The following is a 21,331-nucleotide window of genomic DNA, read 5'->3' on the forward strand; positions in this document are numbered from 1 at the left end:
TCTGGCTTCCCGCGTCCTGGACTTCGAAAAGCCCTTCCGTAAATTCCTCCAGATTGAAAACCGCGGCCCGCTCCTTGAAGACAAGGCCCATGGAAGAGATCGGCGAAACTGAGACCGGAAACCCGCCTCTTTTCAGCCGCGCCATCAATTCCTCGCGCGTGGTTTTCAAAGGATTGGTACGGACTACAAGCGGCGGCCGCTCATGAAAAATCTCGAAGAGCGCCTTTGTTTTTTCCTCACCATAGGCCGCGGTCCAGCGCTCCACGAGCCACATGGGAAAGGAATAACGCAGCCCCAGGATTTCTTCCGAAGACAGGTCCGCGATTTCCGGAAGTGCTCCTTGCTTGAAATCCTCGAACCGCGGGAGCAGTTTCGCCGACCAGTCCCAGCGCCACAGCGCGCGCACCGTGTCGCGGAATGTATCGGGATCGATGAGCTCTTCCAGAAGCGCGGAAAGCACCACGAGCGCAAAGGGGTCTTCGGGAATTTCGAGATGCGCGGACCAGGCCTTCAAGAACATCTTGTTCCGGAAAAGGCCGTAAATGATTTCCGAAAAAAAACGCCGGTCGCGGGAACCCATTTTTCTGCGGTAGCGGTGGAAATAATTTCCGAGCCAGCGGTCGGCAGGATGCGGCGACGGCTCGATTTCCTTCCAGATGCCCGCGGCGATAGCGAGCTGATTTTTGAGTATGGGAATCTCGGACTCTGTCGGCACGATTACTCCTGCGGCTCTCCGCTGGGCGCATCCCGGAACAGAGGATTTTGTCCGGCCATTTCTTCGATCTTCAAGGTGAGGCTTTGCAGGCCCAGCTTGTCTTTCGCGGAAATCAAAATTCCGTCCGGCCAGTTGCTGAGCACGCGCTTTTTTTCGTCCTCGGTGAGCAGGTCGGCCTTGTTGAGGGCCAGGATTACGGGTTTCTCCTCGGCGCCGATGTCTTTCAAAACCGCTTCGACCGCGCTTTTGAGATCCTGCGCTTTGGGATGCGCGGCATCAAGCACGTGGATCAGGACGTCGGCGGTGGTGACTTCCTCGAGCGTGGCGTGAAACGATTTGATGAGCGTGTGCGGCAAATCGCGCAGAAAACCGACCGTGTCGGTAAAAAGAATGTCGTGCCGGCCGTTGACCGTCTGCAGGCGCGTCATGGGATCCAACGTGGCAAAAAGCTTGTCCTCGACGTAGCTGGAAGCGCCGGTCAGGGAATTCAGCAGCGTGGATTTGCCCGCGTTCGTGTAGCCGACGAGCACCGCGGAGATGAAATGTTTCTTTTTCCGGCCCGAACGCAAAAGGCTGCGGTGCCGGAGCACGCCGTCCAGGTCTTCCTTGACGCGTTTGATGCGGTTGCGGATTTTACGGCGGTCCCATTCCAGCTCGGTTTCGCCGGGGCCTCTTGTTCCGACACCGCCGCCGAGACGCGACATCACACCGCCCAAGCCGCCGAGACGCGGGAGAAGATAATTCAGCCGCGCGAGTTCTACCTGCAGCTTGCCCTCGCGCGTTTTAGCGCGGCGTCCGAAAATTTCCAGGATCAGGCCCGTCCTGTCCACCGCCGGAATTTTCGTGAAGGCTTCGATATTGCGCGCCTGGGCCGGCGTCAACTCCGAATTAAAAAACAGCACGTTGGCGCCCGCGGCTTTCGCCTTGTCGCGCACTTCGGTCAATTTCCCTTCGCGAATGAAATGGCTGGGGCTGGGCTGCGGGACATGCGCCATGGAATAGCCCATGACTTTTACCGCGGCCGCTTCGGTCAGCTCCTTCATCTCGTGCTCGCTTTCCTCCAGGAAATCCTTGGACCTTTGCCAGGTCTGGACAATGACCAGGTACGCCCGGTTCCGCGGATTTTTTTGAAGCCTGCCGTCAACCATGAGTCATCCTTTGCATCCGATGCCGCGCGCCTTCAGAAGGGTGCGGATTTCGACGCGTTTGTCGCCTTGGATTTCGACGATCCCGCCCCGGGGGCCCATGCGGTGCGTGCCTCCGGTACCGAGCTTGCTCTTGAGTTCCCGCGCGAGCGTCTCCAGAAAAGAATCGTTTCGCGGGAGGCCGTCGATGACGGTCACGGCCTTTCCGCCTCTCCCGTTTTTTTCGATCCGCAGAATCGCCTGATATGAAGCGGCCTTCGTTTCCTGTTTGGAGCATTCGCATTCCGGGACAAGCCTGCGGCAGCGGGGGCATTTTTGATTCCGGGAGGGATCGGTGGAATAAACCAGAAAACTGTTTTTGTCGGACATAGCCTCAAGAAATGGCGAGATTAAAATCCCTGATGATGGCGGCGACAATGGTATAGGTGGCCTTTGCAAGGTAAACCATCGTCAAGACCATGAGCACCGTGAGAATGACTTTGGCTTTCTTGGAAAAGCAGGGACTCTTATAGAGCAGCGGAAGGGCAAGGGGGCCCAGAACGACGAACAGCAGAAGGATTACGATCCAGCGCCGGTAATACCACGGAACCTGGGCGTCCGCCATCAGCTCACTTTACGGTAAGGATATTTCTCTTTGATGCAATCCCTGAAATAGGTCCCCACGGAAGAAGACTGCAGAAGCCGTTCGTGAATGTCGGAAGGTACGCCTTCGTAATGGTAAACGCCCCCGCGGCGGAAGGCCACTTCCAGAACGGACTTTTGAACGTCATAACCGACGAGCGCGATGTCGCTGGATCTTACGGCTGTTCTCTCCATTGCTGCCTCCTTGGTCCTTGAACCGGTCCATTATAATGCCCGCCGTACGGGCCGTCACCTTCAAATCCTCGGCCGGAATTACCGCACCCCGGACGCGGAAAGCGCCAGGATTTCCTGCGGCGAGAGGATTTCATCCCCGCCCCGGCGCAGGCTCTCGCGGATGGCATTCACGTCCAGATCCACGCCCTTCGCTTTTTTGCCGGAAAAATGCCCCAAAAGGATTTCGAGCTTCGTGAGCGCCACAGCCTTTTCTTCGCGCGCTTCCAAGAGGACTTTCCGGAAGTTACGCTGCTCATCCCGCAGAACTGCCAGCTCCGAGTGCGCGTCCTTGAACCGCGCCTCAGCCACCAGAGCGCGGACTTCCAGGTCCGTCGAGCGCCTTAAGGCCGCGTTCTGGGCGCGGGCGTCGACGACAATGCCCACGATCACGGCACCTGCGAAAAAGCCCGCGGCCGCCGTCGCGATGCCGGCCCTCATCATCTGCTTCAAGGATTGAAGACGCAAACCATTCAGCGCTTCAGCCTGGGCCTGGCGTCCCGATTCCAGGTCGCGCTGCAACGAAAGGCATTGGCTTCGCGCAGCACCCAGTTCTTCGGCGAGCCTGGCGGCCTTGGCCTCGCTTTGCTGCCATTGCGCTTCGAGTACGCGGTACTTCCTCTGCCGCATGTTCCTTTCCAGGAAAGACGCAGCATTCCAGACAAGAAACAAGGCGATCGCGATGCTGCTTCCGTAAATTAAGCTGATACTCATGAAGACACCTCCGGTTGGACATCTTCATTATCGGCCGGAAGACTTTCTTTTTTGAAAGAAAAGGCGGGATAGGCTCTAAAGGGCAAAGGCGTATTCGCCGCCCAATTCCTTTTTCTTCTTTTCCTTGCGGTAGTCGTGGAGCAGATTTTCGATTTCCAGGTCGGAATAATGCGTCTGGGTTTTCAAGGCAATGAGGGTCTTGCGCTGCGCCTCTTCGTCTTTTTCCTGGTCCAGGAGGCCCAGGTAATACTCGACGGCCGCCGGATCGCGCACCGCGTCGATTCTCCATTGGTGTTTCGACAAGACAAGAAAGAAATCCACGCGGGCAACGCCCTGCATCCGCAACACCTTGGCTTCATACTGGGCCTCGAAACGCGCATGCTTGACCTCCGTGAGGCCTCCGGATTTACCGAATTGAAAGGGAGAGCCGTCCGAGGTCACGTGGGTTTGCTTCTTTTTACGGACGTATTCCGTCGGTGTCCCGTAAAACTCCTTGGTCTTGGGAGAGAAAAGCTCGAACTGTTTTTCGTACGCACCCGTGTGCTCGTGGCCCAGATATTCTTCGATGACTTTTTCGGGGCCGACTTTGACGGACGGCGGCCTCACGTTTTTGGAAACGATCAGGATGCCGGAAACTGCGATGAGCATGGCGCCCACGGGCATGGCATAGCCCAGGATTTCCCACAAAAGGCCTTTTTGAGGGCGCCGCGCGCCGAGAGCTTCGAGCGTGCGAGGGTTGAGCTTGCCCGCGGCCTCATGATCTTCTTCGAGCCACAAAGGCTCCCGCCCCTGCGCTTCCAGCAGTTTCCGCGCCTCGTCTTCGTCGACGGCCTTCAGAGTTCCGCCGCATTCGAAGCCGTTTGCGTCGCGGGCCTTAAATTTAAAAAGCTTCATCGCTTCTCCTGTCTCAAATTCCAATCCACGCGGCGCCCAGAACTCCCGCGGAATCTCCGAGCTTGTTTTGGACGACGGGCGTCAGAAGTTCGTCGGTAAATACGCGGGCTTTCACTTCTTCGACGCCGGGCCCATACAGTTCCTCGATCTGGGAAAGGCCGCCGCCCAGGACCACGATATCGGGATCGAGGACATTGATAACATTGGCAAGCGCCTGACCGAACCGGGCGAAAAACTCCCGTAAAAAATCGCGGGCGTCCGCCTTGTTGTTTCGGTAATCGGCCAGGATGTCTTTAAGCGGCTTTTGGGAACCGTGCCGCGAGCGGTAGAGACTCTCAAGCCCGCCGCCGCTGATGAAGGTTTCCACGCAGCCGCGCGCGCCGCAGTAACATGGCGGGCCTTGAGGGTCCAGGACCATGTGCCCCCATTCCCCGGCAATGGCCTGATGCCCTCTCAAAAGCTCTCCTTTATAAATGAGACCGCCGCCGCATCCGGTTCCCATGATGACGCCGAAGACAAAGGCCTTTCCCTTTCCCGCGCCGGCTTGGGCCTCGGCCATGGCAAAACAATTCGCATCGTTTTCGACGGCCGCGGGATGTTCGAGAATATTTTCCAGGTCTTTGAGGCAAAGCCTGTCATTGAGTGCGGCGGTATTGGAATTTTTGAGCCGCCCCGTCTTATGGGAAAGCGCGCCGGGCGTCCCGATGCCGAGCGCATGCGGCGCGCCCGCGATTTTTTCTTTCATCCGCCCGTAGAGGAGATGGATCCGCCGCAGGATGTGCTCATAGCCTTTTTCCTGCTCGGTCGCAATGCGTTCCCGGAAAAGGATTTTTCCTTCGCGATCGAGCACGACGCCTTCGATTTTAGTGCCGCCTAAATCAATCCCGAGTCGAAACATGCGTCCATTTTTATGGAATTTGCCGGGACTGTAAATAGAAAAGGCCTTTCCCGTCCCTTGCGGCGTCCCTCCAAATGGATTACTATGGTGGGACTTTATGAAAAAGAACTCCCCTTCCCAGCTGACGCCCCCGGACGGTGAACGCAAAGTGCTCCTGCACTCCTGCTGCGCGCCCTGTTCGGGCTCGGTCATCGAAGACATCCACAAGTCGGGGATCGACCTTACCATTTACTTCTATAACCCGAATATCCATCCCCGGGAAGAATACGATCTCCGCAAGGAAGAAAACATCCGTTTCGCCAAGAAAAACGGGATTCCTTTCATCGATGCGGATTATGACGCGGACCGGTGGTTCCAGGAGATGAAAGGCCACGAGATGGATCCCGAACGCGGCGAGAGATGTTCGATGTGCTTTGAGATGCGCTTCGTGAAAACGGCCGAGTACGCGTCGAAAAACGGCTTCAAGGTAATCACGAGCTGTCTGGCGATTTCCCGCTGGAAAGATTTTGATCAGGTGACAAATGCGGGCATCCGCGCGGCTTCGCTGTTTCCGGGCGTGACGTATTGGGCGTACAACTGGCGGAAAGACAGCGGATCGCAGCGCATGATTGAGATCGCGCGGGAAGAACGGTTCTACCAGCAGCAGTATTGCGGGTGCGCCTATTCGCTCCGCGACACCAACGAATGGCGCATGAAAAACGGGCGCGGGAAAGTGCAGCTCGGCCAGGATTACTTTTCCCCGGAACCCAAGCCCTGCGGCGGGGACAAATCCGCTCCCTGAAACATCCGCTTCCTCTTAAAACAAAAAGGCCTGCCCGATGAAGGGCAGGCCTTTTTTATTCCAATTGCTCGGCGATTACGAACCGTAACCTGCTTCAGCCGCCTGGCGCATGCGGTCGCGGAGGTCGCCGCGCTCGCTCTGCTCGCGATCGAACCGGCGCTCGCGCGAATATTCCAGGGTCCGCTGGGCTTCGGCCATCTGGGCCTGAACCATGGGATCCCGCTTGTTCTGGGCGCCTTTATAAGCGTCCGCGGCGCTATAGAGGTGGTTGGCCAGCAGGGGCCCCAAACCCGCCCACACGACTCCGCCGCCGACCGCCGTTCCGAGAACCGCGATGGTCGTGATGGAAGCCACTTCGACGCCCGCCATGATTTTGCTTTTCGTGGTTCCGAACTCGCCGTTCAGGGCCTGACCCGTCGTGGGAAGCAAAAGCGAAGCTCCGGCTTCCTTAGCGCCCACTGCCAAAGCAGAAGGTGCCTGGACGGATAAAAGCATGAGAACAACGATTAAACCAGACAGTGCTTTGCTTTTCATAAAACCTCCGAGAAAAAGGGTAAACCGGATTATTTTCCAGCCGTTTCGTTTTTTTTCGGCTGATTGCGGCCAATCTTAACGCTTTTCTAAATAAGTGTCAACGACGCGGGGCTGTCTCCGGCTTTATTTTCCGTACACGATTTTGGGAACGCTGCGCTTTTGACGAAAACAGCGGCGAGTTTCTTCGAGAAGTTTTTTCAGCGGGAAAGATTGGTAGCCGTCGTCGTAAGGCTGAAGGTAAGCGGAGGCGCTTTCGACGAGCGCCTCGTAACCGGCGGGATTATTTTTCTGATAATGGACAAAAGCCGCGGCGATTTGGATCAGGCCCTGATAAAAATCGCGGGCCTCTCCATTTTCTTCCCGCCAAAGCGCTTCCAGGACTTCGTGCGCTTCGAAAAACTTTTCTTCATTGAAGAGGCAGACGAATTCGTGAAGCCGCCGATCGGAATCAGGCACCCCTTATTTCCACTTGGCAAGAAACTGGGTCAACAGCCGTACGCCGACGCCTGTCGCCCCCATGTTGACATCGAAGCGGGGCCCATCGCTCCAGGCCGTACCCGCGATGTCCAGATGAACCCAGGGCGTTTTCTCCGGCACGAATTCCTGCAGGAATTTGGCGGCCGTAATGGTTCCGGCATATTCCCCGCCGATGTTTTTGAGGTCGGACTGCGGGCCCTTGATCTGCTGGGCATATTCATCGTACATAGGCAGCTCCCAGCAGCGTTCGCCCGATTCCAGACCCGCCTCTTTGACGCGGTTGGCCAGCTTGTCGTCATTGGTCATGAGGCCGATGGCATGACCTCCGAACGTATACGCGCACATGCCGGTCAGCGTGGCCAGGTCGATGATGGCTTTGGGATTGTAACGCGCGGAATAAGCGAGCGCGTCGGCCAGGATCAGCCGGCCTTCGGCGTCGGTGTTCAGGACTTCCACGGTTTTTCCGCTGAACATGCGGATGATGTCGCCGGGACGCTGGGGATTTAGCGCCACGTTGTTTTCAACGGCTGGAGCAAGCCCCACGATGTGAACCGGCAATTTCAACCCGGCCACGGCCTTGAACGTACCGATCACCGCCGCGGCGCCCGACATATCATACTTCATTTTTTCCATGCCCTTGGAAGGCTTGATCGAAAGCCCGCCCGTGTCGAACGTCACGCCTTTTCCGACAAGACAGACGGTTCCGCGGTTTTGATATTTCTTGCCGTACTCGAGAATGATGAGCGCGGGCGCGTGAATGCTGCCCTGGTTCACGCCGAGAATGCCGCCCATTTTCAACTTGGCGAGTTCCGTCTGCCCCAGGATCTTGCAGGAGACGCCGCTTTCTTCCGCCATCTTCGCGGCCCTTGCGGCCAATTCCGGCGGGGTCAGGACGTTCGCGGGTTCGTTGATGAGGTCGCGCGTGAGCAGAACGCCTTCCGCGATCACCCGGGAAGCGTCCATGGCTTTGCGAAGCCCGGCTTCGGCGCCGCGGGGCGCAAGAAGTTCCAGAACCGGCTCGGACGCCTTGGCGTCTTTGGATTCGGTTTTGTATTTTTTAAAATCATATGACGCGAGGATAGTGATCTCAGAAAAAATTCCCGCGGCAACGGCCGGCGTGACTTGTCCTGCGATAAAACCTGGCAGCAGGACGCGCCCGCGCTGCGCTTTTCTATCCAGCACCAGTTTAACGATCTGGCCCGCGGCTTTGCGGCAGCAGAGTTTTTTGAACGTTTTTTTGGAGCCCAGGCCCAGGAAAACGATTTCTTCGGCCTGAACGTAAGAAGCGCCGTAAGAAGAAAGGACTTCCCCGAACTTGCCCGAAAACCGTTTCTTGGCCACGGCGGATTTCAGAAGGGCACCGGCGGAAGGCTCCAGCTTGGCGAGCTCGGCCGCGGGCGGCGTATTTTCGAAAACGCCCACGATAAAAATGTCGGCGGGCTTGGTTTTAGCGGTGACCAAAAGTTCCGTTTTCATCCTAACCTCCTGGGATCAACATGATTTCGGGGGCCTCGATTTTATCGCATTCTCCGGCCTGCTGAAACTGTTTTTAGGTTCTTTAGTAGAAATGCGCGCCCAACAAGGATAAAATACGGCGCGTATGACGCAAAAGAACAGCAAAAAAGACAGAACCGTACTCTGGTGGGTCCTGTGGATCACCGCGACGATCGTTTCTTTTTTTGCGGCGAACGCTTTCTGGACTCCGATCATTGCCGCGCGCTACGGCAGCATCCGTGAAAACTCCACGGCCCTCGTCTGGGTCGCCGCGGTCTTCGGCACCTGGCTCGTCATCCTGGTCCCCTTGATCGTGGTCATGTACCAGAAAGTCGACAAGGCCTATGAAGATGCCCGCATCCGCCGGGAAACCGCGGCGCAGAAATTCCGGTCGCTCAACATAAACCGGGAACGCCGCCTGCTGAATCCGGCCCTGCGGCAAAAACTCAGAAACGCGCCCGAGACCATTCAGGGCGGACATCTCGTCAACGCCCGGCTTAAAGACGGACGCGAAATCCCGAATCTCTTCATCGCCGGCGGCGAAGAAATCCTCGGGATCTACGATCAGGAAAACCTTCCTTTCGAAGCCTCGGAAATCCTCGATATCGAACAGGTCGACATGACCCATCCGCCCTTCTTTACTCCCACCAAATGGCTGCGTTTGGACGGAGTCCAGCCGTAATCTTTTTTTCAACAATTGTAATTACACGGCGGGGCCTTGCTGCGGCGCCGGAGCCGGCGCCTGGTCGCGGGTCTTCTGATTGCAGATGCTTTTGACGGTAAGCGAAGGCGCCTTCTCGATGCCTTCCTGGTAGTTGAACATGGGGATCGTATCCCACGGGCAATGCTTGGCGCAGAGCGCGCAGCCGATGCAGCGTTCGATGTCGACTTCGACGACTTGCTGGAACTGGGCGAAATCCGCGCCGGGAACGATTTCGATGCAGTCGACGGGGCAGAAAACAATGCAGGCTTCGCAGCCCGTGCACCCATGCTGATCAATGACCGCCAGCAGCCGGGGCTCTTTTTTGCGCTCCGGCTTTTTAGCGATCTGAGGCGTTCTGGGACCACTTCTCGCAGTGTTTTCAGTCATAGGCGCGGGCTCATCTTATCACGATAAAGTTATCGTGAGCCATCATAAAAATCTTCACCCTTATTCTACCGTAACGCTTTTGGCTAGATTGCGCGGCTGATCCACATCGCGTCCGTTCAGGACCGCCACCTCATAGGCAAAAAGCTGCAAAGGAAGCGCCGCCAAAATCGGCGAAAAAACTTCCGGCGTGCGGGGAATGGGCCAAAAAGCATGAGACAGGCGCTTCAACGCCGCATCGCCTTCGGAGCCGATCGAAATGACGATGCCTTCGCGCGCGCGGATTTCCTGGATGTTCGAGATCATCTTTTCATAGGTCTTCGATTCCGGGGTAATGCACAGGACCGGCTGTTCGCTGTCGACGAGCGCGATCGGGCCGTGCTTCATTTCCCCCGCGGCATAGCCATGGGCATGCGCGTACGAAATTTCCTTTAATTTCAACGCGCCTTCCAGGGCCGTGGGATAATTATAGCCCCGTCCCAAATAAAGGAAGTTGCGCCTCTTGTAATGCTTCGATGCGGTCTTGCGGATTTCTTTCCGGGATTCCAGGACTTTTTCGCAGGCCGCGGGAATTTTCCGGAGTTCTTCTATTAATTCGCGGATGGCCTTGGGCGCCAGCGTCTTCCTGATCCGCGCCATGTAGATTGAAAAAAACGCCAGGGTCATGAGCTGGGCCGTATAAGCCTTGGTCGAGGCCACGCCGATCTCGGGCCCGGCATGAGTGTAAATGACGGCCGCGGCTTCGCGTGCGATCGTGCTGCCCAGGACATTGACGACGGCCATCGTCATGGCGCCTTTGCGTTTGGCTTCGCGCAGCGCGGCCAGCGTGTCCGCGGTTTCCCCCGACTGCGTGATCAGAATCACGAGGTCGTCTTTCGTCACAATCGGATCGGTGTAGCGGAATTCACTCGAGACCTGGCACACGGCCGGGACCTTGGCCAGGTCTTCCAGCATGCGCCCGCCGACAAGACCCGCATGATAAGCCGTGCCGCAGCTGACGATGAAAACCTTTTTGATTTTTTTGAGCTTGGCTTCCTCGACGCGGCTGAGCGTATCGAAATAGACGCTGCGTTTGATTGTGAGGCGCTTGTTCAGCGCCTCGCTCATGACGCGCGGCTGTTCGAAAATCTCTTTGAGCATGTAATGCGGGTAGCCGCCTTTTTTTGCCTGTTGGATATCCCAGCTGACGCTCACGGGCGCGCGCGAAATCTGTTTTCCGGTTTTCAGGGAATAGACGCGCACCTTGTCTTTCGAAACCCGCGCGTATTCCTCGTCTTCCAGATAAAGAACTTTTTTCGTATAGGCAAGCAGCGGGGTCACGTCGCTCGCGATGAAGTTTTCGCCGTTTCCGAGGCCGATGCAGATGGGATTCGAGCGCCGGAATACCAGAAGTTCGCCCGGATCTTCCGGAGAGATCGCCACGAAGCAGAAAAAACCTTCCAGCCGCTTGATGGCTTTGACGAAGGCGCTCGTGAAATCGGCGGTTTTGTAATACCAGCCGATGAGGTTCGCCGCGACTTCAGTATCGGTCTGCGAGGCGAAAGGCACTTTCTTTTGGGAAAGTTCGGCCTTCAGGGCTTCGTAATTTTCCACGATGCCGTTGTGGACGAGGACAAGGCGCCCGGAAAAATCCACGTGCGGGTGCGCGTTCGCGCGCGAGGGCTCGCCGTGTGTGGCCCAGCGCGTGTGGCCGATGCCGGCATGGCTTGCCACCGCTTTTCCGCGTATCGCCTCTTTCAGCGCGGAGAGTTTTCCTTTTTCCTTGGCCAGCCAAAGTCCGGAAGACTTCTCACGCAGGCAGGCAAGGCCCGCGGAATCATAGCCGCGGTATTCCAAATGCTCGAGCCCCTGGATGAGGACAGGCACGGCTTGCCGGTAACCTACGTATCCTACGATTCCGCACATGGTCTTTCGTCCTCAAGGGTGAAGATAACTTTGACAGGGGCTTTTAATTTCAATAGTATGACGCCTATGGCGGCCAATCAACGCAAAAATTTCTTCATCAACAAGCCTCTCCAAATCCGCTTCATGCTGTATCTTACGCTTCCCGTCATGATCATTACCACCGTCATCATGGTGGGCCTTTATATCGGTATTTGGGGAAACATGCTTGATGCCTTCTCCAACGAACGGGTTCGCAACGATCTGCTGACGGCCTCGCGGCTCACCGAATACGAAAACGCGCGCCTGCCCGAAGGCCAGCAGGAATCTTCGACGCTGCGCTTCTTCAAACAGGCCGAAAAATTGAGCGCGCGCCAGCGCGAGGTCTTCAAAGACATCCTGGACGACACCAACAAGAAAATCATCCCCAAATTCATGCTGCTGCTCGTCTTCATGGCCTGGGGAACGGTCTTTATTTCGCATAAAATTGCCGGCCCGTTTTTCCGTTTCAGCGCCACCCTCGAGGAAGTGACTAAAGGCAATATGAGAGTCCGGATCCACCTTCGTAAAAAAGACGAGGGCCGCTCCATCGCCGCAAGATTCAATAAGACTCTCGCATTCCTCGACGACACGTTTTCCCAAATCAAAAGCATTATCCGGGAAAACGATTCCAACCGGGACCAGATGGCGGCGAAGCTCAAAGAGGAACTCTCCAAGATCAAGACCAGTGGCGACGTTTAAACGCTCCCGATTCTGGGCCCTCTTTTTGGCCGGATGCCTTCTCTTTCCCGCCGTCGCGCCGGCCGAAGATTTTTCACTCAATCCTCAAGACCGCGACCTTCTCAAGAAAATCCAGAAAGACACTTTCTATTATTTTACCCGCATGTCCGACAAAGAAACCGGGCTCACGCGGGATTCCTCGCGTCCGGGCTCTCCGGCTTCCATCGCGGCCACGGGATTCAGCCTCGCGGCGCTTGCGATCGGCGCTTCCAACAAATGGGTGCCCGAAGAATGGGCCTATGAGGCCTTGCGCAAAACCTTGAAGAACCTGCTGACCAAAGCCCAGCATGAACACGGCTTCTTTTATCACTTTCTCGATCCGCGGAGCTCCCGGCGCGTGTGGGCTTCGGAAGCCTCGTCCATCGACACCGCGCTTCTTGTCGCGGGCGCGCTTGTCGCGGCGCAGTATTATCCGGGCACGGACATCGAGCGGATGGCTCATGAGCTTTACAACCGCGTGGACTGGCAGTGGATGCAGAACGGCAACGACCTTGTCTGCATGGGCTGGAAACCCGAAAGCGGCTTCTTGCCTTATTATTGGGACACGTACAACGAGCACCTGATCATCCAGGCGCTTGCCATCGGATCGCCTACGCATGCTATTGGCCGCAACGCCTGGAACGCATGGCAACGGCTCGAAGACGACTACAACGGCCACCACGTCGTGTACGGCAATTCCGGCAGCCTTTTCATGTATCAATTTCCGCAGGCTTTCATTGATTTCAGGAATTTGGACGACGCGGGCGTGAACTACTTCACCAATTCGAGAGAAGCCGCGCTGGCCAACCGCGATTATTCGCTGGCGGTGCGGCACCTGCACAAAGGCTATTCTGAATTTTCGTGGGGCCTATCCGCCTCGCTGGGGCCGGGCGGTTACAAAGCTTATGGCGCAAAGCCGGGCGAGGGCCTCGAAGACGGCACCATCGCGCCTTACGCGGCGCTTTCTTCCATCGTGTTTACTCCGAAGGAATCGGTGGCTACGGCGCGCTTTTTCTTCGACCAGTACGCCAACGACCTCTACAGCCACTTTGGATTCAAAGACAGCTTTAACCTGGACAAGCACTGGTGGGCCGGCGAATACATCGGCATCGACCAGGGCGTCACGCTTTTGATGCTGGAAAATTTCTTGAACGACGGGATTATTTGGAAAAAATTTATGGATCTGGAGGCCGTGAAAAAGTGGATCGAGGTCTGCAAACTGCGGGCGAAGGGAACTACTCCTTCGTCATGAAGCGAATCACGAGGCGGGCCACGGTTTCTTCCATGACTTCCGGAGTAAGGTAAGTCCCGTTCTGGATCTCTTCGCGGATTTCCTGGGTGCGGCCCATGTTAGGGTCGGGTTCAGAAGGAATCAGCTTCGCGTACTTCCTGACTTCCTCCCACAGCCCTTCATCCTCGCCGTGCTCGACGGCAGGACGCTGGACTCTGATCCTGCGATGGCGATGACGGTATTCCCCTTCCGATCCCTTCATAAGAAATGTCCCCAAGAAATAGCTTTTGCGACGGAAAAACCCTGGCAGGGTGTCCAAGCAATTATCGGCGGGGCTCCGGGGAACCTTCATCAAATTTTACGAGGTTTTTTCAAATCCTCCCTTTTACTGGATTTTTAAGCCTTTCCCTTACGCTTCCAGAGTCAACTCTCCTACTTTTTTCATCAAATGCGATCTCAGGCGAGTCACCACCTTCGTGTGAATCTGGCAGACCCGGGACTCGGAAACGTCCAGGATTTCTCCGATTTCGCGCAGCGTAAGATTTTCGTAGTAGTAGAGAACGATCACGAGCTTTTCCTTTTCCGGGAGCTCGTCAATGGCATGCGCCAGGATTTCCTTCACTTCGCTCTGGTGCACGTAATTAAACTGGTTCGTGATCAGCGAGTCCTCGATTGTCTGAAGACGTGAGATCGGCTTATTGCCGTCGTCATTCTGCCAGACTTCGTCGAGCGACAGAAACGTCGTGGAATTCAGATCGCTGTAAATCGAATTCAGTTCCGTGGTCGAAATATTGAGAGCCTTGGACAGTTCTTCGTCGCTGGCGATGCGGCCGTATTTCTCTTCGAGCTCTTTGCATTTCTTTTCGATCTCGCGGGCCTTCTTCCTGAGAAGACGCGGGGCCCAGTCCAGTTTACGCAGCTCGTCCATGATGGAACCGCGGATCCTGGAAACGGCATATGTTTCGAACTTGTTTCCCTGGGAGACGTCATACTTATTGATGGCGTCGAACAGGCCGAGGATACCGTAGCTGACGAGATCGTTGAATTCGACGTTGGGCGGAAGACCGATGGCCACGCGTCCGGCCACATATTTCACGAGATACAGGTATTTTTTCACAATGTCTTCGCGTAAAGCCTGGCTCTTCGTGCGCTTGTACTTTTTCCACATCCTTATTTCGTCTTCACGCATTGGAGGTTCTCCTTTAGTTGGGGGTGCTCAATAAAAGTTTATGAATCATTTTTTGACCCGCTGGTCTTCGAGGATCTTTTTGATTTGCAGCAGGGTGTAGTTTTTGGATTGAAGAATCTTGATCTGCTCCAGCCGGTCAAAAACAGTTTCGTCATAAAGGCGGTGGCCGGACACGGTGCGCCGCGCTTCTTGGATGAGTCCCGTAAGGGTGTAGTTATGAATGGTTTGCCTGGAAAGTCCGGTGTATTGCATCACTTCGCCTATTTTGAATAGTTTTTCCCTCTTCACGAAGAAAGGGCCCCTTCTTTTCCTTGGACTTCCTTCAAAAGCTCCTGCGCTTCGTTGTCGTCGGGCTTGAGCAGCAGAATTTTTTGGATGGACAGCTTGGCCGGACCCCACTGTTTTGCTTCCATCTTTTCCCGGGCCTCGGCTTTGTAACGCGTGACCCGCTGCTCGATCTCGTCCGAATACATTTTTTTCAAGAAGACCGCGTCCTGCTTCCCTTCGGCAAAGACCTCATTGCGAATGTCGTCGACCAGCGATGAAGCCGCGACGTTCTCGGGGTCGAAGGTAAATACTTTCTCCGCGGCATCCAGCGCTTCTTCGTACTGCTTTTCGTGGTAGAGCTCCCTCGCCCGCTCAAGCCAGGTCTTGGCCTGGTCGCGCTTTTCGTCTTTGTCGAGATCCTCGGGGCGCGCCGTGTCGAAGGCCTCTTTATGCCGTGCGATTTCTTTGTCCAGGATCTGGGCCATGAGTTTTTGCGCTTCTTCGGACGCCGGATCCGACTCGAGCACCTTGCCGGTCAGCTGACGCGCGCGGTAATACTCGCCCGTATCCAGGGCCTGCCGGGCTTCTTTCATCAAAAGCTCGTGAGAAGCCGCTTCATGGGTGAAACCTTGGCAGCCTGCGAAAACGCCTAAGAGGATGAGTGGGATTTTTTTCATTAATTTCATCATGTTTACAAAATGTAAATTACAATCTGTAAATTACAATCTATAAATATGATCGCCCAGCGTCAAGCTTTATTTACAACTATTTTTAGCAATAACTAGCATTAGTATTACGGAACTTACCCGGCTACTAGATATTGTGTTTAAAAAAGTGGGGTTATAGCTTTGGAGGGAAGTCGCCGATAAAAACAATACTCGAAAACAAAGGGAGCTCGATGACTTACGAGAGACTGCTTTATTTGAAATTTCGGCGGGGAATTTCGACTTACGAACTCATGAAGCGGTATCCTCGAGATATTAAACGCGTGAGCGAAGTTGCCCTTCTCGACATTCCCGAGGAAACACTCAAAGAAATCATTCCGGAAGACAAAGTCCTAAACCGGATCATTCGTCTCAAAAAGAAAATGGATCGTCAAACGAAGGACTGAAGGATCTCCGCCTTCAGCCGGGGAAGTCAGCGCCCGGAAAAAATCCCCATTTTCCGGAATTTTTCGTAGCGCGCCTGAGGAAGTTCTCTTCGGGGGATCTCTTTCAATTCCGCCAAGGCCCTGTCCACCGCGGAACGAATATTTTCAGCCGTGGCTTCGAAATCACGATGAGCTCCGCCGAGCGGCTCGTGGATCATGCCATCGATCACGCCCAGCTGGATGAGATCGGCCGCCGTCAGCTTCAAAGCGCGGGCCGCTTCTTCGGATTTGGCAGTGTCTTTCCACAGAATTGCGGCGCAGCCTTCCGGCGAGATGACCGAGTAATAGGCGTTTTCGAGCACGAAAACACGGTCGCCGACGCCGATACCCAGCGCGCCGCCGCTTCCGCCCTCGCCGATCACGATCACGATGATGGGCACTTTGAGATCGGCCATTTCCCGCAAATTATAGGCGATGGCCTCGGCCTGCCCGCGCTCCTCAGCGCCGATGCCGGGATAGGCGCCGGGCGTGTCCACGAAACACAAGATCGGAATGGAAAATTTGTCGGCAAGCCTCATGATCCTCATGGCCTTACGGTAGCCTTCGGGATGAGCGCTTCCGAAGCTGCGGAGCAGGTTTTCCTTCGTATCGCGGCCCTTTTGATGGCCAATAATGCAGAGGGGCTCCTGGCCCGACCATTTGGCAAAGCCCGCGACAATGGCACGATCGTCGCTGAAATGACGGTCGCCGCACAGCTCCACGAACTCTTTGGTCAGATAATTGATGTAATCAAGCGTATAGGGACGGAGAGGATGGCGCGCGACCTGGACGCGCTGCCAGGGCGTCAGATTATCGAAGATATCCTTGAGGGCCTTCTCCAGCTTTTTCTTCGCGCTGGTAATCTCGCCCGAAAGGTCGATGCCCTGGTTGGCGGACTCCTGAAGCTCGTGGATCTTCTTTTCCAGTTCCAGCACCGGCCTCTCAAAAGGAAGGCAGGCGCCTGAAAGGGTGCGGGAACCCAGAATAACTTTGGGTTTTTCCGGTTCCGCGGAATCTTCCTTTCTGCGTTTTCCGTTATTTTTTTTCTTTGTCATGAGTTTGTCCAAGGACGCCTTTCTCTCAGATTAATCGTCAACGGTTACCGACGTTCCGACCGGAATAAGGTCGTACAGCTCTTCGACTTCCTGGTTCAGCATGCGGACGCAGCCCATCGTTTCCTGCTTACCGATCGAGTCCGGAAGCGTGGTCCCGTGAATCCCGTAGCCTTTGAAATCAAATCCGAGCCAGCGCGTCCCCAGGATATTTTCCGGGCTGTTGGAGGGCACGACCGCGCCCGCGTAATACCATGTCGGATTTTCGAGCTTGTTCACGATTTTAAAAGTTCCGACGGGCGTTTTGTTGTTCTCGCCCGTGGCCACCCGGTATTTTTTGAGGGGTTTCCCGTCGAGCTCGAGCGCCAGCGTATTGTCCGACTTGTCGACATGCACGGAGAAAGCCTTCTTGATCACCTTCAACTTCTGGTTCGGAAAAATCTTGTCGTTTTTGAGCCCGTTGACTCTTCTTAAAAGAGAAATCGTGGTTCCGTATTTTTTGGCGATCTTGTAAAGGCTGTCGCCCGGCGCCACCTTATGCGTGGAACTTTCAGGGCTTTCCTGCGGCGAAAACAAAAGCTTCCAGTTGACCTCGGCGAAGGCGTCGCGGAAGAGATCTTTTTTGTCTTCGCTCACGCTGGAATCCATGATGAGTTCTTCGTAAATATTCCGCGCTTCCAAATATTTTCCATTCGCGGCCAGGGCCTCGGCATCAGCTTTTTTCTGTTCCGAAAGGTCCTGCTGGGGTTCCGGCGGCGGCTGGTAGGCAGGCGCGGACTGACTCGCCGGCTCCGGCGCAGATTCGGCGGGCGCCGCAGGCGCGGCCGTTTGATCGTAGTAGTTCGGCGGCGGCGCGGTCGAAGAATCTATCGGCGCTTCAGGAACCGTCTGCTGCGCGGCCTGCGCGGCCTGCGTGTCCTGCGAGGTTCCGTACGAGGTTTCCGAGGGAGCGGGTTCTGCGGCGGTGTCCGAAGTAAAAAGATCTTGTGATTCCGTGGGCGTGGGGGAAGGGACCGGAGCTTCGCTTCCGTAATCATAGCTCTGCGAAGGAGCTTCGCTCGCGCCTCCATACGCATAACCTGCGGCCGAAGGTGCAGGCTGGCTGTCGTAAGGATGGGTGTCGGCCCACGAGTCATCCGTTTGGGCAAAAAGAGGCGCGGAGAACAAGACCAGCATCAATACCGCAAAAGAAATTTTTTTCACTTGAAAGCCTCGCATAAAAGAAAGCTCATGAAGAAGCCTACGAAAGCCCCGGCAAAAACTTCAACGGGCGTATGTCCCAGCAGCTCCTTGAGACTCTCTTGGTTGACATGGCCCTTCTCGAACAACTCGCGCGAGATCTGATTCAAAACCTGCGCCTGCTTTCCGACACTCCGCCGAACGCCGGCCGCATCGAACATGATGATGATCGCAAAAACAAGCGCCATCAGGAAAGGCATGGAAACAAAACCGTAATAAAAACCCGTCGAAGTCGCAACGCTGGAAACCGTGGCCGAGTGGGAGCTCGGCATGCCGCCCGTATCAAAAATCCACCGCAGATTGAACCGCTTCTCCCGGATCATTCCGTGGATGACCTTAGCCAATTGAGAGAGCGCCCAGCTGAAAAAGGCTGCCCAATAGGCCTTAATGGGACTAAACGGCTCTTGTAGTAATAATGGATTCACTTTTTAACGGGTAAGAAATGAGGAGTTGACGGACTTCGCGATATATGATTTAATTAAAAATATTTTATTATTTTTATTAATAATATACGGCTCCGATCGTGAGAGTTTGGATTATAAGGAGGCCCCCAGTAAAAAGCAAGGGGGTTTTATGATCGCAACAATCGACACTGCAACGTGCTTAGGCATTCAGGCCATCCCCGTCCAAATCGAGGTGGACGTCGCCTCAGGCCTGCCCCAGCTGGCCATTGTGGGCCTTCCGGACACGAGTATTAAAGAAGCCCGGGAACGCGTCAAATCTGCCATTAAAAACAGCGGCTACCGCTTTCCTCCGGACCGGATCACTATCAACCTGGCTCCGGCGCACATCAAAAAGGAGGGGCCGGCATTCGACCTTCCGATTGCCCTGGGCATCCTTGCGGCCACGGGCCTGATTCCCGTGGAAAAATTGTCCGAATACTTATTTCTTGGAGAGCTGGCTCTCGACGGCTCGCTCCGCCCTTTCAAAGGCGCCATTGTGGTTGCGGAAAGCCTGCATCATTACCGCGCCCTGGTGCTCCCGCAGGACAACGCGAAAGAAGCCAGCCTGGAAAAAAGAGCCGCCGTCTATGCGGTGAAAAACCTGCGCGAAGTCGTGGAATTCCTGCGCGGCGAACGAAACCTCGAGCGGCTTGTTCCCGCGCCTTGGGATTCCGGCGCGGCTCCCCCTCCGGAACACGCGTCCGACTTTTCCGAAGTACGGGGCCAGCCCATGGCAAGACGCGCCGCGGAGATCGCGGCCGCGGGCGCTCACAATCTACTCTTGATCGGATCGCCGGGAGCGGGCAAGACCATGATTTCGCGGCTGATCCCCAGCATTCTTCCTCCCCTCTCTTACGAGGAATCCCTCGAGATCACCAAGATTCAAAGCGTGGCGGGCATGACCACGACGGATTTTCCACTCGTGCGGACGCCTCCTTTCCGCAGCCCGCATCATTCTATTTCCGCGGCGGCCATGGCCGGTGGAGGCGGCTGGCCCAAGCCGGGAGAGATTTCTCTGGCTCACACCGGCGTTCTGTTTCTGGACGAACTTCCGGAATTCCGGCGGGACGTGATCGAAACGCTGAGAGCGCCGCTCGAAGAAGGGTGCATCACGATTTCGCGGGCGAAGATGCAGGCCGTATATCCCTGCCGCGTCATGCTTGTCGCGGCCATGAATCCTTGCCCCTGCGGCCAGCTCTACGACTCGCGCAAAACCTGCCGCTGCTCGCTCGGGCAGATCCAAAAATATCAGGCGCGGCTTTCAGGCCCGCTTCTCGACCGCATCGACCTGCATGTGGAAGTTCCCGCAGTCTCTTACAAGACGCTCGCTCAGGAAGAACCCGCGGAAGGTTCTTCGTCGATACGGAAGCGCATCATGCGCTGCCGGGAAATCCAGAAAAGGCGCTATCCGGACCGCGTGTTCAAGTCCAACGCCTTGATGAAGCCGCGCGAGGTCAAATGCCATGCGGGCCTGGATGACGAGGGAAAGAATCTCCTGGAAAGGGCCATGAAAGAATTGGGATTGTCCGCGCGGGCGTATTACAAAATCATCAAGATTGCCAGAACCCTCGCCGATCTGGAAATGGCCGGCCGCGATGAGGATATAGATCAAATGAAAGATGCGCCGGTTTCGGTACCGCATATCGCAGAGGCGATCCAGTTCCGGGCGCTGGACCGCCGCTGGGGCACCTGAATCAGTCTTTGAGCACGGTAAAAGTGAAGCGGGTGCCTTTTCCCAGCTGGCTTTCCGCGAAAATCCTGCCGCCATGCAATTCAATGATGCCCTGCGAAATCACGAGTCCGAGGCCGGACCCTTTTTCGGCATGGCCGTCCTTTTTTCCGAATTGCTCAAATTTGCTGAATAACTTGGGGAGATCTTCGGCGGCAATTCCCGGACCGGTGTCTTCGACCGAAAACTGAACATAAGGCTCCTTTATTTCGACAGCGATGGAAACGGAGCCGCGCTCGGTGAACTTGATGGCATTCCCAATGAGATTGGTTAAAACCTGAACCATCTTTTCCCGGTCCACCATCGCCTCGATGGTCTTTCCGGAACCAAATAATAGTTTCAGATTTTTTTTCTCGGCGCGCGCGCGGAAGGTGGCCATGACTTCTTTGATCAGTTCCGCGACGTCCACCGATTCTTTGTTGAGAACCGTTTTTCGGGATTCGATCTTGGAAACGTCGAGCAGATCGCTCACGATCCTCAGCAGGCGGAGCATGGCCCGCGAAACCAACTCGAGCATTTCCTTCTGGTCCACCGTGACCGGCCCGTGAAGGCCTTCGATTAGCTGCGCCACGCCTTCTTTGGCGATGCTGACAGGCGTGCGAAGCTCGTGCGTCACGATATCCACGAAATCATCTTTGAGTTTCTGCAGCTTCACTCGTTCGGAAATATCCTTGATGATACCGATGGATCCCGTAATGGTGCCGTCGGACGAAGTCAAAACCGAAACGGCGATATCAACTGGAATAATGCTCCCGTCTTTGCGGATGATGTGGGTATCGATGCGGTGCTGAGACCCTTTTTGCCGGACGTTCAACGAGCGG

The 21,331-nt window shown here is 55.7% G+C and carries 27 protein-coding genes; 6 read left to right on the forward strand and 21 right to left on the reverse strand.

Annotated features, from left to right (window positions below; genetic code table 11):
* From VL688_01500 to VL688_01535, 8 genes are all read right to left on the reverse strand, one after another.
* On the reverse strand, nt 1-715 hold a 715-nt coding region (locus VL688_01500), incomplete at its 3' end, for a hypothetical protein (GenBank protein ID HTL46716.1).
* A 2-nt stretch (nt 716-717) separates the two neighbouring features.
* Nucleotides 718-1,863, reverse strand: a complete 1,146-nt coding sequence (hflX, locus tag VL688_01505) for a GTPase HflX (protein HTL46717.1) — start codon at nt 1,861-1,863, stop codon at nt 718-720.
* Between the two features lie 3 nt (nt 1,864-1,866).
* On the reverse strand, nt 1,867-2,229 hold the full coding sequence (locus tag VL688_01510) for a hypothetical protein (protein HTL46718.1): 363 nt from the start codon (nt 2,227-2,229) through the stop codon (nt 1,867-1,869).
* 4 nt (nt 2,230-2,233) lie between these two features.
* Nucleotides 2,234-2,464 (reverse strand): hypothetical protein, encoded by a 231-nt coding sequence (locus tag VL688_01515; protein HTL46719.1) that lies wholly within the window; start codon nt 2,462-2,464, stop codon nt 2,234-2,236.
* Nucleotides 2,464-2,676: a KTSC domain-containing protein gene (locus tag VL688_01520; GenBank protein HTL46720.1), complete on the reverse strand. Its 213-nt coding sequence runs from the start codon at nt 2,674-2,676 to the stop codon at nt 2,464-2,466. The genes VL688_01515 and VL688_01520 overlap by 1 nt, the downstream gene beginning before the upstream one ends.
* Before the next feature lie 78 nt (nt 2,677-2,754).
* Nucleotides 2,755-3,426 carry a hypothetical protein gene (locus VL688_01525; GenBank protein ID HTL46721.1) on the reverse strand — a complete coding sequence of 224 codons (672 nt, stop codon included), beginning with the start codon at nt 3,424-3,426 and terminating at the stop codon, nt 2,755-2,757.
* Nucleotides 3,427-3,501: 75 nt separating this feature from the next.
* Nucleotides 3,502-4,320 (reverse strand): hypothetical protein, encoded by an 819-nt coding sequence (locus VL688_01530; protein HTL46722.1) that lies wholly within the window; start codon nt 4,318-4,320, stop codon nt 3,502-3,504.
* A gap of 13 nt (nt 4,321-4,333) precedes the next feature.
* Nucleotides 4,334-5,218: an ROK family protein gene (locus VL688_01535; GenBank protein ID HTL46723.1), complete on the reverse strand. Its 885-nt coding sequence runs from the start codon at nt 5,216-5,218 to the stop codon at nt 4,334-4,336.
* 97 nt (nt 5,219-5,315) lie between these two features.
* Here VL688_01535 and VL688_01540 point away from each other — a divergent pair, with 97 nt between their 5' ends.
* On the forward strand, nt 5,316-5,999 hold the full coding sequence (locus VL688_01540; GenBank protein ID HTL46724.1) for an epoxyqueuosine reductase QueH: 684 nt from the start codon (nt 5,316-5,318) through the stop codon (nt 5,997-5,999).
* A gap of 75 nt (nt 6,000-6,074) precedes the next feature.
* Here VL688_01540 and VL688_01545 read toward each other — a convergent pair whose 3' ends face one another.
* From VL688_01545 to VL688_01555, 3 genes are all read right to left on the reverse strand, one after another.
* Nucleotides 6,075-6,533 (reverse strand): hypothetical protein, encoded by a 459-nt coding sequence (locus tag VL688_01545; protein ID HTL46725.1) that lies wholly within the window; start codon nt 6,531-6,533, stop codon nt 6,075-6,077.
* 123 nt (nt 6,534-6,656) lie between these two features.
* A complete protein-coding gene (locus tag VL688_01550; GenBank protein ID HTL46726.1) occupies nt 6,657-6,989 on the reverse strand; it encodes a DUF309 domain-containing protein in 333 nt (110 codons plus the stop codon).
* A gap of 3 nt (nt 6,990-6,992) precedes the next feature.
* Entirely contained in the window at nt 6,993-8,486 is a 1,494-nt protein-coding gene (locus VL688_01555) for a leucyl aminopeptidase (GenBank protein ID HTL46727.1), read from the reverse strand.
* A gap of 124 nt (nt 8,487-8,610) precedes the next feature.
* Here VL688_01555 and VL688_01560 point away from each other — a divergent pair, with 124 nt between their 5' ends.
* Complete coding sequence (locus VL688_01560) at nt 8,611-9,186, forward strand: hypothetical protein (protein ID HTL46728.1); 576 nt, start codon at nt 8,611-8,613, stop codon at nt 9,184-9,186.
* Between the two features lie 21 nt (nt 9,187-9,207).
* On the opposite strand, the gene VL688_01565 is transcribed toward VL688_01560, so the two are convergent.
* Nucleotides 9,208-9,594: a 4Fe-4S dicluster-binding protein gene (locus VL688_01565; GenBank protein ID HTL46729.1), complete on the reverse strand. Its 387-nt coding sequence runs from the start codon at nt 9,592-9,594 to the stop codon at nt 9,208-9,210.
* Between the two features lie 60 nt (nt 9,595-9,654).
* On the reverse strand, nt 9,655-11,496 hold the full coding sequence (gene glmS, locus VL688_01570) for a glutamine--fructose-6-phosphate transaminase (isomerizing) (protein ID HTL46730.1): 1,842 nt from the start codon (nt 11,494-11,496) through the stop codon (nt 9,655-9,657).
* A 66-nt stretch (nt 11,497-11,562) separates the two neighbouring features.
* Between glmS and VL688_01575 the strand changes: the two genes are divergently transcribed.
* Nucleotides 11,563-12,213 carry a hypothetical protein gene (locus VL688_01575; protein HTL46731.1) on the forward strand — a complete coding sequence of 217 codons (651 nt, stop codon included), beginning with the start codon at nt 11,563-11,565 and terminating at the stop codon, nt 12,211-12,213.
* The gene (locus VL688_01580; GenBank protein ID HTL46732.1) at nt 12,200-13,483 is read left to right on the forward strand and encodes a glucoamylase family protein; all 1,284 of its coding nucleotides are present in this window, start codon (nt 12,200-12,202) and stop codon (nt 13,481-13,483) included. Before VL688_01575 ends, VL688_01580 begins: the two co-directional genes overlap by 14 nt.
* Here VL688_01580 and VL688_01585 read toward each other — a convergent pair.
* From VL688_01585 to VL688_01600, 4 genes are all read right to left on the reverse strand, one after another.
* The gene (locus tag VL688_01585; protein ID HTL46733.1) at nt 13,467-13,724 is read right to left on the reverse strand and encodes a flagellar biosynthesis anti-sigma factor FlgM; all 258 of its coding nucleotides are present in this window, start codon (nt 13,722-13,724) and stop codon (nt 13,467-13,469) included. The genes VL688_01580 and VL688_01585 overlap by 17 nt on opposite strands.
* Before the next feature lie 147 nt (nt 13,725-13,871).
* Nucleotides 13,872-14,651 carry a FliA/WhiG family RNA polymerase sigma factor gene (locus VL688_01590; GenBank protein HTL46734.1) on the reverse strand — a complete coding sequence of 260 codons (780 nt, stop codon included), beginning with the start codon at nt 14,649-14,651 and terminating at the stop codon, nt 13,872-13,874.
* A 45-nt stretch (nt 14,652-14,696) separates the two neighbouring features.
* A complete protein-coding gene (locus VL688_01595) occupies nt 14,697-15,050 on the reverse strand; it encodes a MerR family transcriptional regulator (protein HTL46735.1) in 354 nt (117 codons plus the stop codon).
* Nucleotides 14,936-15,595: a hypothetical protein gene (locus VL688_01600; protein ID HTL46736.1), complete on the reverse strand. Its 660-nt coding sequence runs from the start codon at nt 15,593-15,595 to the stop codon at nt 14,936-14,938. The genes VL688_01595 and VL688_01600 overlap by 115 nt, the downstream gene beginning before the upstream one ends.
* Before the next feature lie 221 nt (nt 15,596-15,816).
* Between VL688_01600 and VL688_01605 the strand changes: the two genes are divergently transcribed.
* A complete protein-coding gene (locus VL688_01605) occupies nt 15,817-16,029 on the forward strand; it encodes a hypothetical protein (GenBank protein HTL46737.1) in 213 nt (70 codons plus the stop codon).
* Between the two features lie 26 nt (nt 16,030-16,055).
* On the opposite strand, the gene VL688_01610 is transcribed toward VL688_01605, so the two are convergent.
* From VL688_01610 to VL688_01620, 3 genes are read right to left on the reverse strand one after another with little or no spacing between them, the layout of a single operon-like run.
* Nucleotides 16,056-17,102 (reverse strand): acetyl-CoA carboxylase carboxyltransferase subunit alpha, encoded by a 1,047-nt coding sequence (locus VL688_01610; protein HTL46738.1) that lies wholly within the window; start codon nt 17,100-17,102, stop codon nt 16,056-16,058.
* Nucleotides 17,103-17,132: 30 nt separating this feature from the next.
* Entirely contained in the window at nt 17,133-18,302 is a 1,170-nt protein-coding gene (locus VL688_01615) for a L,D-transpeptidase family protein (protein ID HTL46739.1), read from the reverse strand.
* Complete coding sequence (locus VL688_01620; protein HTL46740.1) at nt 18,299-18,763, reverse strand: divergent PAP2 family protein; 465 nt, start codon at nt 18,761-18,763, stop codon at nt 18,299-18,301. The genes VL688_01615 and VL688_01620 overlap by 4 nt, the downstream gene beginning before the upstream one ends.
* Before the next feature lie 148 nt (nt 18,764-18,911).
* On the opposite strand from VL688_01620, the gene VL688_01625 reads away from it, so the two are divergent.
* Complete coding sequence (locus VL688_01625) at nt 18,912-20,474, forward strand: YifB family Mg chelatase-like AAA ATPase (GenBank protein ID HTL46741.1); 1,563 nt, start codon at nt 18,912-18,914, stop codon at nt 20,472-20,474.
* A 1-nt stretch (nt 20,475) separates the two neighbouring features.
* On the opposite strand, the gene VL688_01630 is transcribed toward VL688_01625, so the two are convergent.
* A partial coding sequence (locus VL688_01630; protein HTL46742.1) for an ATP-binding protein occupies nt 20,476-21,331 on the reverse strand: 856 nt, incomplete at its 5' end.

The sequence above is a fragment of the Verrucomicrobiia bacterium genome (assembly GCA_035495615.1).
In the GTDB taxonomy this organism is placed as follows: domain Bacteria; phylum Omnitrophota; class Omnitrophia; order Omnitrophales; family Aquincolibacteriaceae; genus DATJFP01.